General features: G+C 68.9%; 13 protein-coding genes. 11 read left to right on the top strand and 2 right to left on the bottom strand.

Annotated elements, in window-relative coordinates:
- Positions 1–103 precede the first annotated feature (103 nt).
- The 11 genes from CEK68_RS00690 to CEK68_RS00640 all read left to right on the top strand — a co-directional run bounded on the left by CEK68_RS00690 (position 104) and on the right by CEK68_RS00640 (position 10,783).
- Entirely contained in the window at positions 104–2,011 is a 1,908-nt protein-coding gene (locus CEK68_RS00690; protein ID WP_152238225.1) for a peptidoglycan-binding protein, read from the top strand.
- A 468-nt stretch (positions 2,012–2,479) separates the two neighbouring features.
- The gene (locus CEK68_RS00685) at positions 2,480–2,785 is read left to right on the top strand and encodes a lysozyme inhibitor LprI family protein (RefSeq protein ID WP_152238224.1); all 306 of its coding nucleotides are present in this window, start codon (positions 2,480–2,482) and stop codon (positions 2,783–2,785) included.
- Between the two features lie 67 nt (positions 2,786–2,852).
- Positions 2,853–4,217, top strand: coding sequence for an XVIPCD domain-containing protein (locus tag CEK68_RS00680; RefSeq protein WP_152238223.1), 1,365 nt, complete (start codon positions 2,853–2,855; stop codon positions 4,215–4,217).
- Positions 4,218–4,413: 196 nt separating this feature from the next.
- Positions 4,414–5,103, top strand: coding sequence for a M15 family metallopeptidase (locus CEK68_RS00675; RefSeq protein WP_152238222.1), 690 nt, complete (start codon positions 4,414–4,416; stop codon positions 5,101–5,103).
- A 29-nt stretch (positions 5,104–5,132) separates the two neighbouring features.
- Positions 5,133–5,330 (top strand): CPXCG motif-containing cysteine-rich protein, encoded by a 198-nt coding sequence (locus CEK68_RS00670; protein WP_010340161.1) that lies wholly within the window; start codon positions 5,133–5,135, stop codon positions 5,328–5,330.
- 79 nt (positions 5,331–5,409) lie between these two features.
- The gene (locus CEK68_RS00665; RefSeq protein ID WP_017916398.1) at positions 5,410–5,799 is read left to right on the top strand and encodes a membrane protein; all 390 of its coding nucleotides are present in this window, start codon (positions 5,410–5,412) and stop codon (positions 5,797–5,799) included.
- A gap of 226 nt (positions 5,800–6,025) precedes the next feature.
- Positions 6,026–6,403: a hypothetical protein gene (locus tag CEK68_RS00660; protein ID WP_017910738.1), complete on the top strand. Its 378-nt coding sequence runs from the start codon at positions 6,026–6,028 to the stop codon at positions 6,401–6,403.
- A gap of 201 nt (positions 6,404–6,604) precedes the next feature.
- A complete protein-coding gene (locus tag CEK68_RS00655; protein WP_152238221.1) occupies positions 6,605–7,363 on the top strand; it encodes an HAD family hydrolase in 759 nt (252 codons plus the stop codon).
- 148 nt (positions 7,364–7,511) lie between these two features.
- The gene (locus tag CEK68_RS00650; protein ID WP_226977710.1) at positions 7,512–8,102 is read left to right on the top strand and encodes a hypothetical protein; all 591 of its coding nucleotides are present in this window, start codon (positions 7,512–7,514) and stop codon (positions 8,100–8,102) included.
- A 391-nt stretch (positions 8,103–8,493) separates the two neighbouring features.
- On the top strand, positions 8,494–9,855 hold the full coding sequence (locus CEK68_RS00645) for a VOC family protein (RefSeq protein WP_152237035.1): 1,362 nt from the start codon (positions 8,494–8,496) through the stop codon (positions 9,853–9,855).
- A 265-nt stretch (positions 9,856–10,120) separates the two neighbouring features.
- Positions 10,121–10,783: an NYN domain-containing protein gene (locus CEK68_RS00640; RefSeq protein ID WP_026144719.1), complete on the top strand. Its 663-nt coding sequence runs from the start codon at positions 10,121–10,123 to the stop codon at positions 10,781–10,783.
- Between the two features lie 86 nt (positions 10,784–10,869).
- On the opposite strand, the gene CEK68_RS00635 is transcribed toward CEK68_RS00640, so the two are convergent.
- Both CEK68_RS00635 and CEK68_RS00630 read right to left on the bottom strand, forming a co-directional pair.
- Complete coding sequence (locus tag CEK68_RS00635; RefSeq protein WP_148829544.1) at positions 10,870–12,240, bottom strand: leucyl aminopeptidase family protein; 1,371 nt, start codon at positions 12,238–12,240, stop codon at positions 10,870–10,872.
- A 49-nt stretch (positions 12,241–12,289) separates the two neighbouring features.
- Positions 12,290–13,006 (bottom strand): HAD family hydrolase, encoded by a 717-nt coding sequence (locus CEK68_RS00630; RefSeq protein WP_017910744.1) that lies wholly within the window; start codon positions 13,004–13,006, stop codon positions 12,290–12,292.
- Positions 13,007–13,075 lie beyond the last annotated feature (69 nt).

The raw sequence follows: 13,075 nt of genomic DNA, 5'->3' as shown, positions 1-13,075 counted from the left end.
TACGCAATCGTTCTGTTGACCGCGCACTAACAAGCTCATGGACGAGCTCGGTTGACCCAGGCGGCCGCGATGGCCGTACCTCAACCTCAAGGAGTTACACGAGATGGCACGCGATACCACCAAGGCAGAGAATCTCGACATCATCGAGCGGGAAGCCAGGCAGCGGCAGATTCCGGTCGACGATTTCATGCGTTTCGCCTACATCGAAACCGGCGGCCGCTTCGACGAGCAGGCCAGCCGCGGTCCCAACAGCGCCAAGGGCCTGTTCCAGTTCACGCCCGGCGCCGCCAGCGCCTACGGCATCCGCGGCCGCGAGCTCGACGCGGTGGCCAACACCGATGCCGCCGCGCGCATGTACCAGGACAACCGCAACAGCCTGACCCGCCAGCACGAGCGCGACGGCCGCGCCTACCTGTCCGGCAAGGCGCAGCCCGACGGCCTGGACATGTACATGGCGCACCAGCAGGGCGCCGGCGGCTATCGCTCGATCCAGGCCGCGATCGCCACCGGCCACTTCGAGCTGAAGGGCACCCGCGCCAACATCCTCAACAACGTCCCCGGCGAAAAGGATGCGCAGGGCGCGCGCCAGTTCCAGGCCTACACCGGCACCTCGCTGGCCGACTTCAAGAAGCTGTCCGACCAGGACATGGCCAAGGCCTTCGTGAAGTACTGGGACGCCAAGTACGACCACATCGCGATCCCGGAAAAGGGCATCAAGCCGCTCGCCGAGGGCCAGGCCGCCCAGGCGCCCGCGCGCACGCCGGCACCGGCCGGCGGCAAGCAAGGCGGCCACGACGGCATCGCGCTGACCGCCGCCTACGACCTGGGCGTCAAGCACGACGACGTGAAGTACGCGATCAACGTCAAGAGCAGCAAGTACTACCACCCCGGCGTGGACGGCAAGCATCTGTCGCAGGGCTACATCGACTGTTCCGGCTGGGTCACCGAGCTGCAGAACGCGACGATGAACGAGATCAACCGCAAGGCCGGTCGCGACGTGTTCACCCAGAAGGACATGCTGGTGCAGGGCATGACCGGCTCCGGCGAGATCGTCAAGAAGGCCTACGACAGCTCCGGCGTGCTGCTGCAGGGCAAGGACGTGTTCAAGCCCGGCGCGCTGAAGGAAGGCATGGTCATCGGCGTGGATTCGGGCAAGACCGCGCACGAGCACTGGAAGGGCATCGACCACATCATGATGGTCGTGCGCGATCCCAAGAGCGGCGAACTGCTGGTCAGCCAGTCCACCGGCAGCAAGGGCGTCAACACCATGCCGCTGGACGACTACCTGGCCACGCATCAGAACGCCAAGCTGTTCGCCTCCGATCCGCTGGCCAAGGGCCGCGACCTGCTGCAGGACCGCCAGCAGACCCAGGCGCAGACGCAGGGCGGGCAGGAGCCGCGCACGGCGCTGAAGCCGGGCGAGCAGGGCGCCGACGTCAAGGCGATGCAGCAGCGCCTGATCGAACTGGGCGTCAAGGACGACCAGGGCAAGCTGCTCAGCGGCACCGGCTACTACGGCGATCGCACCAAGGAAGTGGTCGCCAACCTGCAACGCGAGAAGGGCCTGGCGCCGACCGGCATCGCCGATAAGGCCACCCTGGAGGCGATCGCCAAGCAGCCGGCGCAGGCCAAGTCCGACGCGGCGGCGCTGGCCGACAACCCGCTGTACAAGCAGGCCATGGACCACCTGCAGAAGCAGGGACCCAACGGCGGCTTCAAGAGCGCCGAAGAGATGCAGCGCGCCGCCGGCCAGGTCGCGTTCGAGGCCAAGGTCAGCGGCATGAACCGCATCGACGACCTGGTGCTCAGCGGCGACCGCCGCGGCCTGATCGCCGTGCAGCGCAATCCCGACAATCCGCACGACGTCAATCGTGCCTACGTGGACAGGCAGCAGGCCGCGGCGGTGCCGCTGGAGCGCAGCCAGCAGCAGCTGGCCGCCGAAACCCAGCGGCAGGCGCAAGAGCAGCAGCAGCCGGATCCGCAGCGCGAGAAGACCCAGGCGCCGCGCTGATCGGTCTCGCGGCAATGGCCGCCGTCGCGCGTTGCGCGGCGGTGGTCGTGCGTGGAGATGTCGAGCGCTGCGCAAGACCGCCGCGCATGCGCCGGCGCGACATTGCCCAACGCCGGCCAAACACGATCGCCTGCCATCGCGGCGTGCGATGGACAGTGTGCACGACGATCGATTAGAACCTCGCCTTCCCGCTCGCGCAAACGACAAGGACGCATTCCGACCATGGCCATCGCCAAGGCGTTCCAACACTCCTCCCTGCTGCTGTTGTGCGTGGCCGCCGCCGCGTGCAGTGCGCCGTCTTCCACCCCCAGCCAGACGCAGGCACCGGCCGCTCCGGTGGCGGACACTGCGGCCGCCGCGTCCCCTGCCGCCGCGCACGATGCCGGTACCCAGGGCGATGCGGGCGCGGCTACGCCGGCTGCACCGGCTGCGGCGCCCACCCCTTCCACCGCTTCAGGAGATTCCCCCGTGCTGCGACCGTCCTACGACACCTGCATCACCGCCGCCGGCGGCGCGACCCCGGCGATGCTGGACTGCATTTCCGACGAACACGCCTACCAGGACCAGCGCCTCAACACCGCCTACAAGGCGGCGATGGCCAAGCTCGGCGAGGCCGAGCAGCACGCGCTGCGCGAGCGGCAGCGCAAGTGGATCGCCGAGCGCGACGAGAAGTGCGTCGCCGATCCGGATGGCGGCCAGGCCGAGCGCGTGGATGCGGCCGAATGCCGGCTGGAAATGACCGCGCACCGCGCCGACGAACTCGAAGCGCACTGATTTCACCCCTGTATCGAACCCGACGCGCGGCGCTTTCCACGCCGCGCGTCCTGCCAAGGAGAACGCGATGAGCGACAAGGATTGGGAACTGGGACAGACCTCCAAACACTACGAGACCGGCGGCCGCGGCGCGTCGACCGTGTCCTCCGGCGTCGACGACCCGGGCGGCGTGTCCTACGGCTCGTACCAGATGACCTCGCAGACGACGACCCGTGAGGGCAAGGTCATCAACGGCGGCACCGTCGCCGCGTTCGTCAAGGACAGCAAGTACAGCGACGACTTCGCCGGCCTCAAGCCGGGTTCGGACGCGTTCAGCGCCAAGTGGAAGGAACTGGCCAAGAACGACCCCGGCTTCGGCCAGGAACAGCACGACTACATCAAGCGCACCCACTTCGACAAACTGGTCGACCGGCTCAAGGACAAGGGCATGGACCTGTCCGACCGCGGCCCGGCGGTGCAGGACGCGATGTGGAGCACCGCGGTCCAGTACGGTCCGGGCAGCGACAAGAAGCCGGGCGGGTCCGGCGTGTTCCTGCGCGCCATGGAAGAGAAGTTCGGCAAGCAGGCGGATCTGTCCAAGATTTCCGACAAGGAGATCGTCAGCGCGGTGCAGGACTACAAGGCCGAGCACGTCAAGGAGCTGTTCCCGCGCGTGCACAAGCAGAAGACCCTGGACTCGCTGGAGAACCGCGCCGAGAACGAGAAGGCCGACCTGCTCAAGCTGGCCGACCTCGGCAAGACCGTGGCCAAGCCCGGCGAGCAGCGCGACGGGCACACCGCGCCGAAGCCGCACGACGGCCATCGCGAGCCGGCCGCGCACAACGGCGTGCTGGCGCGCAATGCGCAGGGCGAGGCGGTGAAAGGCCTGCAGGAGAAACTGGCCACGCTCGGCTACCTGGAGGCCAAGGATGCGATCGGCACCTACGGCCCGAAGACCGAAGCGGCGGTGGAGAAGTTCCAGCAGGACCAGCACCTGAAGGGTGTGGACGGCAAGGCCGGCCCGGAGACGCTGGGCGCGATCGACCGCAGCGTGCAGCGGCAGCAGGGCGTGGAGCAGTTGCGGCGTGACAGTCCGCTGTTCGACCAGGCGGTCGCGCAGCTGGAAAAGCAGGGGCGCAACGGTGGCTACGGCGACCGCGAGTCCATGCAGCGTGCGGCCGGACAGTTGGCGTTCGAGGCCAAGGTCAGCGGCATGTCGCGCATCGACGACCTGGTCGCCAGCACCGATGGCCGCGGCATGATCGCGGTGCAGCGCAATCCGGAGAACGCGCACGACGTGCATCGCGCGTATGTCGACCGTCAGCAGGCGGCGACCGTGCCGCTGGAGCAGAGCCAGCAGCAACTGGCGGCCGAGACCCAGCGCCAGGCGCAGGAGCGGCAGGTGCAGGACCAGCAGCGCACCCAGACCCAGTCGCAAGCCCCCGGGCGCTGAGTCGCCCCGCGCAGGGCGGTCATCGGCACGCGCCGCTGGCCGCCCTGCCTTGCGCAGTTCGCATCGCGCGTCGTTGCAGGCGCGCGGCAGGACAGCGGCCGCGGCCATGGCCTATGCTGCACACATGCCGCATGACCGCTTCTGCCGCCACCTTTCTCCGTCGCGCCCCGGGCGCCGGGCTGGCGCGCTGCGCGCAGTGGGCCTGACGCTCGCGTTCGCCGTCGTGCCTGCTACGTTCGCGGTGGAACCGACCACCTCACCGGCGACCACGCCGGAACAGGCGGGACTGGTCGACGTGCACACGCTGGCGCCGGACATCGCGATGGACATCCGCTACGCCGGCCACGACAACTTCACCGGTCGCCCGGTGCCCGGCTACCACGCGCCCAAGTGCTATCTGCTGGCGCCGGTGGCCAAGGCCCTGGCGCAGGTGCAACGCGACCTGCAGGCCAAGGGCTACCGCCTGCAGGTGTTCGACTGCTATCGGCCGCAGCGCTCGGTCCGCGCCTTCGTCGCCTGGGCGCGCGATCCGCAGGATCAGGTCGCCAAGGCGCGCTACTACCCCAAGCTCGACAAGGGCGTGCTGCTCGGCGACTACATCGCCGAACACTCCGGCCACAGCCGTGGCGCCACCGTCGATCTGGGTCTGCTGGACTGCCGCCAGGGCGCTTGCCGCGCAGTGGACATGGGCACCGGCTTCGACTTCTTCGACCCCAGCGCGCACACCGACACGCCGGCCATCGACGCCACCCAGCGCGGGCATCGTCAGCAGCTCCTGAAGGCGATGGCCGCGCGCGGCTTCGTCAACTATCCGATGGAATGGTGGCACTACACCTTCCAGCCCGAGCCCAGCCCCGGCGTCGCCTTCGACGTGCCGGTGCGCTAGCGCCTCCTCGTCTTCGCCACGGACCACCCATGACCGGCACGCACCAGTTCGTCGACCTGCAATGCCCTTACTGCGGCGAATGGATCGACGTCGCCCTGGATCCGTCGGTGGACGTGCAGCAGTACGTGGAGGACTGCCAGGTGTGCTGCAAGCCGATGCTGATGACGGTGCGCTGGGACGAGGACGGCGCGCCGGTGGTGAGCGCGATCGCCGAAAACGCCAGTTGATCCGCGCGCCGGCGCGGTGCCTCGTACGCCGATGCGCGACAGCCTCTAGACTTGCGGCCTTGCCGACCGAGGACACCCGATGAACCTGCCGCTGCACTTCGGCCTGCTGGGCTCGCTGGAAGCCGGGCTGATCGCCTTGGCGGTCGGCTTCCTGGTGTATGCGCTGTGGCAATGGCTGGGCCGGCGGCTGGGCTGGTCCGAGGGCCAGCAACTCGGCGGCGCCTGCCTGATCGCGGTGGCGGTGTCGGCCGGGATCGACTGCTGGAACCTGTTCTACACCAGCATCGTGCGCCTGGAGTCGCCGCTGTACGCGCGCATCGCCTTGGCCAGCATCCACGATCCGGACGAACTGGGCTCGCGGGTGGTGCTGGAAGTGGCCGGCGCCCTCTCCGGCGTGGCCCTGGCGTGGGTTGTATTCAGGGCGCGTTCAAGCGAAAACGCCGGCGACGGCGGTCACGAAACACGCTGAAACAGACGTTTTCTTTCTGCAATCCAAACGTCTTGAATGGTCGCCTTACCGCGTGCTCACCGATCCCTAACCGGCGCAGTAGCGTGCTGCGCGCACGCCGTGGTTAACGAAGCGTTTTGCGGCGAATTTCGACAGGGAATGGATTCAGTCTGAGACCGGCACGGTAGCGCCGTGTTCCGGAATCGACCGGACATGCCACACCGAGAGAGCCAAGGAGAATCCACCCATGAACATTCGCACCCGCACCCCGCTGATCGGTACCGCCGCCCTTCTCGCCGCCGCGCTGGCCCTGCCGGCGTTCGCCCAGGACGCGCAGGCCGATGCCGCCGCGCAGGCGCAGACGCAGTCGTCCACCAGCGCCACCGGCCAGAGCGGGCAGGCCGGCGCGGCCTCCGGCGGCGCCCAGACCTGGGCCGACGTGGACGCCGACAAGGACGGCGCCATCAGCAAGCAGGAGGCGCAGGTCAACGCCGGCCTCAGCCAGATCTTCGCGCAGGCCGACGCCAACCACGACGGCAAGCTGACCCCGGACGAGTACAAGGCCTACGTCGCCAAGCAGCAGGGCGGCGCGGCGACCGGCAGCGACAGCAACGGCGGCCAGTAACCGGAGCGGTACCGGCACGGCGGTCGCGCGGCGATGAGGACGCGCGCCGCCTGGCCGGGGCCGACCCTGGTGCACCACGAGCCTCGTGGTGCACGCTGACGCTTCACCACGACGGCGGCCTTGGGCCGCCGTCGTGCGTTGTGCTGCAGGGCAGTGCCTGTCGTCTATTGGTCGGCGACCCGCTGCTATGCTTGGCGGATGATGCCGACACCTACCGCCTTGCGTTCCTCTCCCATCGCCCTGGTCGGCTTCGACGGCGACGACACCCTGTGGAAGAGCGAGGACTATTACCGCGACGCCGAGGCCGCGTTCGAAGCCATCCTCGGCCAGTACCTGGACCTGCAGGACGCCGGCACCCTGCAGCATCTGCTGGCGGTGGAGCGCCGCAATCTCAAGGTCTTCGGGTATGGCGTGAAGGGCATGACCCTGTCGATGATCGAAGCGGCGATCGAGCTGACCGAGGCGCGCATTTCCGCGCACGACATCGGGCGCATCGTCGAGATCGGCCGCGCCACCCTGCAGCATCCGGTGGAGGTGATCGCCGGCGTGCGCGATGCGGTGGCGGCGATCGCGGCCGAGTTCGAGATCGTGCTGATCACCAAGGGCGACCTGTTCCATCAGGAAGCCAAGATCGCGCAGTCCGGCCTGGGCGAGCTGTTCCCGCGTATCGAGGTGGTGTCGGAGAAGGATCCCAAGACCTACGCCAAGGTGCTGTCCGAGTTCGGTATCGGCGCCGAGCGCTTCGTGATGATCGGCAACTCGCTGCGCTCGGACGTGGAGCCGGTGATCGCGCTCGGCGGCTGGGGCATCCATACGCCGTACACCACCACCTGGGCGCACGAGGCCGAGCACGGGCTGTCGGCCGACGAACCGCGCCTGCGCGAAGTGGCCGCGGCCGCGGACTGGCCGCAGGCGGTGGCCGATCTCAACCGGCATGCGGCGAGCCTGCAGCGGGGCTGAGCCGCTGCCGCGTCAGGCGGCGTGGCGTACCGGCCTCTGGCCTTGTCGCGTAGGAGGGGCTTCAGCCGCGACACCGCCGAGCCTGCGGTGCACATCCCTGCCAGCTTGCCGCGCTGACAGCGCCCACTGCCTCCGGCAGAATCGACGCATGCCTCCGCTTCCGTCTCCTGCCGGTCTGTTCCTGTGCGCTGCCCTGTTGGCTGTCGGCCCGGCCATGGCGCAGGGGACGGTAGCGCCCGCGCGCGCCCCTGCCTTCGAGAGCGGGGAAACGGCACCGGTCGAGGTGCCCGGTACCGACGATGCCTGGATCGATCGGCAGTTGCTGGACATCGACCGCTACGCCGCGCGCTACCCCGACAGCTTCCTGGACGAGGTGGCGCGCTACGCGCAGATGCCGCGAGGCTATGCCGAGGTGCTGCTGCGCGAGCGGCGCTGGCCGCCGCGCGATGTCTATGTCGCCGCGTTCCTGGCCAAGGCCGCGGGACGGCCTTACCGCGAGGTGGTGCGCGCCCGCACCGCGGCCGGCGTCCCTGCCGGCTGGGCAGTGGTGGCGAGCGACATGGACGCGCCGCCCGGCTCGCTGGCCTACCGCGCGCTGCGCCATGCCATCGTCGCCAGCTACGACCACTGGGATCGGCCGATCGTGCTGGACGCGCTGTTGCGCCGGCAACTGGGCGACCGCGCCGCACGCGATCGCGCCGCGGCACAGCCGCAGGACGGATCCACGCGTACGCAATAAGCGCGGTGCAGCACAACGACACAGAGCGGCCGCCTGCACGTGCGCCCATGTCGTTGCGCGAACGTCCCGTTGCCCTGCACGGCATGCAGGCACCGGTATGCATCAACGTCAGCGCACACAAGCCCCTCTCCCCCCGGGAGAGGGGTTGGGGTGAGGGTCGGGGCGCGCAGCGCCCCAGGCAGTTTGGGTGCACAAGGCTGCGCCCGGATCCTCATCCGCCCCTGCGGGGCACCTTCTCCCGGCGGGAGAAGGAGACAGCGGTGCCGGCCACTCGCGTGCCGCACCGGTACGCGCCGCGCATTCATCCGCACTGGCCGCGCCGCCGCCACAGCGCGAGAATAGGCGTTCTGCCGGTCCTGCCGCCGGCGCCACCGCCGTCCCGGACCGCCCGATGACCAATGCCTTCGTTTCGCCCGACGCTATCCGCAGCCTGTTCGCGCAGGCCATGTCCGACATGTACCGCACCGAGGTGCCGCTGTACGGCACGCTGATGGAGCTGGTGGCGCAGGTCAATGCGCAGACCCTGGCCGCGGACCCGGCACTGGAGGCGCAGCTGCAGCGCAACGACGAACGCGCGCGCCTGGACCAGGAGCGGCACGGCGCGATCCGCGTCGGCACCGCCGAGGAACTGGCCACGCTGCGCCGCCTGTTCGCGGTGATGGGCATGGCGCCGGTCGGCTATTACGACCTGTCGGTGGCCGGCGTGCCGGTGCACTCCACCGCGTTCCGCCCGCTGGAGGCGGCGGCGCTGGCGCGCAATCCGTTCCGCGTGTTCACCTCGCTGCTGCGGCTGGAGCTGATCGAAGACCCGGCGCTGCGCGAGCAGGCGGCGCAGATCCTCGCCAAGCGGCGCATCTTCACCGACGGCGCGCTCGCGTTGATCGCGCAGTGCGAACGCGACGGCGGCCTGGCCGACGCCGACGCGCAGCGCTTCGTCGCCGAGGCGCTGGAAACCTTCCGCTGGCACAGCGACGCGACCGTGAGCCTGCCGACCTACCGCGCGCTGAGCGAGGCGCACAAGTTGATCGCCGACGTGGTCAGCTTCCATGGCCCGCACATCAACCACCTGACCCCGCGTACCCTGGACATCGACGCGGCGCAGGCGGAAATGCTGCGCCGGGGCATCGATGCCAAGGCGGTGATCGAAGGCCCGCCGCGTCGCGCCTGCCCGATCCTGCTGCGCCAGACCAGCTTCAAGGCCCTGGAGGAAACCGTGCGCTTCCCCGCCGGCGCGGACGACGCCGAGGCCGGCACCCACACCGCGCGGTTCGGCGAGATCGAGCAGCGCGGGCTGGCCCTGACGCCGAAGGGCCGCGCGCTGTACGACGCGTTGCTGGAACGCGCACGCGCCGCCGACGGCAGCGCCGGTGCCGACTACGCCACGCGCCTGCAGGCGGCCTTCGCCGATTTCCCGGACGATTACGCCACCCTGCGCCGCGAGGGCCTGGGCTACTTCCGCTACGCACTGACCGACGCCGGTCGCGCCGCCGGCGCCGAGGCCCTGGCCGGAAAGCCGGCCGAAGCGCTGATCGCCGACGGCCTGGCCAGCGCCGACCCGATCGTCTATGAGGACTTCCTGCCGGTCAGCGCCGCCGGCATCTTCCAGTCCAACCTCGGCGGCGGCGAACAGCGCGCCTACGCCGCGCACGCCAACCGCGCCGCGTTCGAGCAGGCGCTGGGCGCGACGGTGCACGACGAGTTCGCCATCTACGCCGGTATCGAGCGCGATTCGCTGGAGGCGTTGGCGGGTTGACAGCTGTGTTCCTGTTGTCAACGGCGGTAAGACAAGGACGATGTCCGACGTCGTGGCTACTTGTCTCTGGATGTCCGAGGTTTGGTTGCACCACCAATGATGTCGCCTGATTTGAAACTGCCGGCGTCACTGGTAAGGGTTTCACTTGACGGTACCGTCGATTGGTATCAGTATTTGAACCGAAAACCGGCCGTTTGCAGGTGACATATAAGCGGGGCTTGCCCCCCACCTGCATCCGGCCATCTTATTGCCTAGGGAGATGGGCATGCATCGGCGCTTTGCCGTCCTGCTGGATGCGGGATTCGTCAAAAGAAAATTGAAGTCAAGCGGTGAAGTTTCCGCCAACCGCATACAGCAACTTGTAGAGGCAATTCGCAAGCACGAATGCCTTCAGGATTGCCTTCTGCATCGCGTCTACTACTACGACGCTGCGCCACTTGGAAGATCGGTTGAGCAGCCTGTCACTGGCGAGGTCATCGAGTACGACAAGACGCCTGTGTTCCAATCCAACGTGGCCTTGGTGAGGGATGTTGCCAAGCTTCCCCATTTTGCGCTTCGTCAGGGCGAATGCAGCCACGATGGTTGGATGGCAAAGTTCAAGTCGCTGAAGAGCGCGGGGAACTACGATGCCGGGTCTGACACGTTGAAGCTGAAAAGCTCGGACCTGAAACCGGTCATCAAGCAAAAAGGCGTGGACATGCGTATCGGCATGGATATCGCTGCCTTGACTCTAAAAAAGCATGTGGAAGTCATCGTACTTGTCACGGCAGACAGTGACTTCATTCCTGCAATGAAGTTTGCGCGTCGGGAAGGCGCGCAACTCTATTTGTTCAGTCTCGGCCATGGAACAAAAGAGGATGTGGTCGAGAACGCAGATCTTATGATTGTGTCGACAGCTAAATCTCTGATGGACGCGCTGGCGGCATGACCGGTTCCGCGCCTCGGAATTCGAAACGGATGGCGCGAGGTGCTGTGCTCGACAAGATCTAGGTCGCGCGCCGCGCTCCCGCCGGATTAACCCGCGTAACGCGCCTTCAGCATGGCATACGCCGAACGCAGCGCCAGTGCTTCGCCACCCGCCGGGCGGCCGGGGCGGTCGCTGTCGTTCCAGGCGTACACGTCCAGGTGTGCCCAGGCCTGCCGCGCCGGCACGAAACGCTCCAGATACAGGGCGGCGGTCACCGCGCCGGCCATGCGCGAGCCGGCGTTGGCCAGGTCGGCGACCGAGCTGGTGAGGTAGCGCAGATAAGGACGCCACAGCGGCATGCGCCAGACCGGGTCGCGGGTGCGCTCGCCGGCGGCGATCCAGGCCTGCGCCAGCGTGTCGTCGTTGCAGAACAGTGCCGGCAGATCCGGACCCAGGGCGATGCGCGCCGCGCCGGTCAGCGTGGCGAAATCCAGGATCGCGTCGGGGCGCTGCTCGCCGGCGTAGGCCAGCGCATCGCACAGCACCAGGCGGCCTTCGGCGTCGGTGTTGTCGATCTCCACGCTGGTGCCCTGACGGGTGGCGATCACCTCGCCCGGGCGGAAGGCGTTCGGGCCGACGGCGTTTTCCACCGCCGGCAACAGCACGGTCAGCCGCAGCGGCAGGCGCTGCGCCATCACCAGCCCGGCCAGCGCCAGCGCGTGTGCGGCGCCGCCCATGTCCTTCTTCATGTTGCGCATGCCGTCGGCCGGCTTCAGGTCCAGGCCGCCGGTGTCGAAGCACACGCCCTTGCCGACCAGCGCCACGTGCGGATGCGCCTCTTCGCCCCAGCGCAGCACCAGCAGGCGCGGCGCGCGGTGCGAGGCGCGGCCGACCGCGTGGATCGCCGGGAAGTTCTGCTCCAGCAGCGCGTCGCCGACGATGCTCTCGAACTGCGCGCCGTGTTCCTGCGCGATCGCGCGTGCGGCCTCTTCCAGTTGCTCCGGCCCCATGTGCTCGGTCGGCGTGTTGACCCAGTCGCGCACGCGCAGGCTGGCCGCGATCAGGTCGCACACTTCGGCCTGCGGCGTGGCCAGCAACTGTGCCGGCAGCCGCGGCGGTTGCTTGTAGCGGGCGAAGCGGTAGCTGCCCAGGCCCCAGCCCAGGTGCAGGGTCGCCAGCGTGTCGGCGTCCAGCGCGCTGTCCACGCGCCAGGTGCTGCCGGCCGGCAGCGCGAACGGCGCATGCGCGTAGGCATACGCATCGCCGCGATCGCCAACGCCCAGCACCGCGGCCGCCACGCCGTCGGCACCCGGCAGCAGCAGCACGCTGCCCGGCGCGGCCATGAACTGCTGGGTGTCCATCCACGCCACCCACGCGGGCGATTGCGCCGCGCGCCATTCGGCCAGGTGCTCGCGGTCGAGCACGTACAGCGGCAGCGCATGGGTGGAGGCGTCGGTGAAGCCGGTCGGCAGGGACATCAGCGGATCCTTGGAAGAGGGAGAAGACCGGTGGGCGAGAGGGCGCGGATCAGGCGCGCGCCGCGTCGGCCGGCTGGGTCGCGTCCAGCCAGTCGGCCAGGCCGGTGAGGGTGTCGAAGTGCAGATCGGGTGGGGTCGGCGGATGCCAGGCCTGCGCCTCGCGGTTGATCCAGCAACCGCGCAGGCCGGCCTGCATCGCACCGACCACGTCGATCTCGATATGGTCGCCCACGTGCAGCACCTGTGCGCAGGGCAGGCCCAGGCGCGCGCAGGCGGCGCGGAAGATGCCCGGGTCCGGCTTGGCCGCGCCGTGTTCGCGGGCACTGAGCTGGAAGGCGAAATGGTGGTCCAGGCCGATCGTGGCCAGGTCGGCGTTGCCGTTGCTCAGCGCCACCACCGGCACGCGCGCGGCGATGCGCTCCAGCGCGGCGATGCTGTCCGGGTAGCACTCCACCTGATTGCGCGCGGCATGGAACACCGCATACGCAGGTTCCAGCAACGCTTCATCGGCGCCGCTGTCCTGCAGCGCACGGCGCAGGGTCAGCCGACGCAGTTCGCTGAGGTCGTGGTGCAGGTGCGGATGCGCGGCGAACACCGCTTCGCGCAGCTGCCGCATCGCCGCGACCGGGAAGCGCGCGGCGGTGGCCGGGCTGTGCTGCAGCAGCCAGTCGTGCAGCACCTGCTCGATGCGCGCGCCGATCGGTGCGAACGGCCACAGGGTGTCGTCCAGATCCAGCGTGATCGCGCGGACGGGGAAGGAGGGCATGGAAGTCACCGGCGCATTTTACGCCAAGCGTCGCCGCCGCCGCGGGCCGGGCCCGGTAGACAGCACTCG

This window comes from Xanthomonas sp. LMG 12461 (genome assembly GCF_009192935.1).
Taxonomy (GTDB): domain Bacteria; phylum Pseudomonadota; class Gammaproteobacteria; order Xanthomonadales; family Xanthomonadaceae; genus Xanthomonas_A; species Xanthomonas_A sontii.
This window is presented reverse-complemented; position numbering and strand designations above follow the sequence as displayed.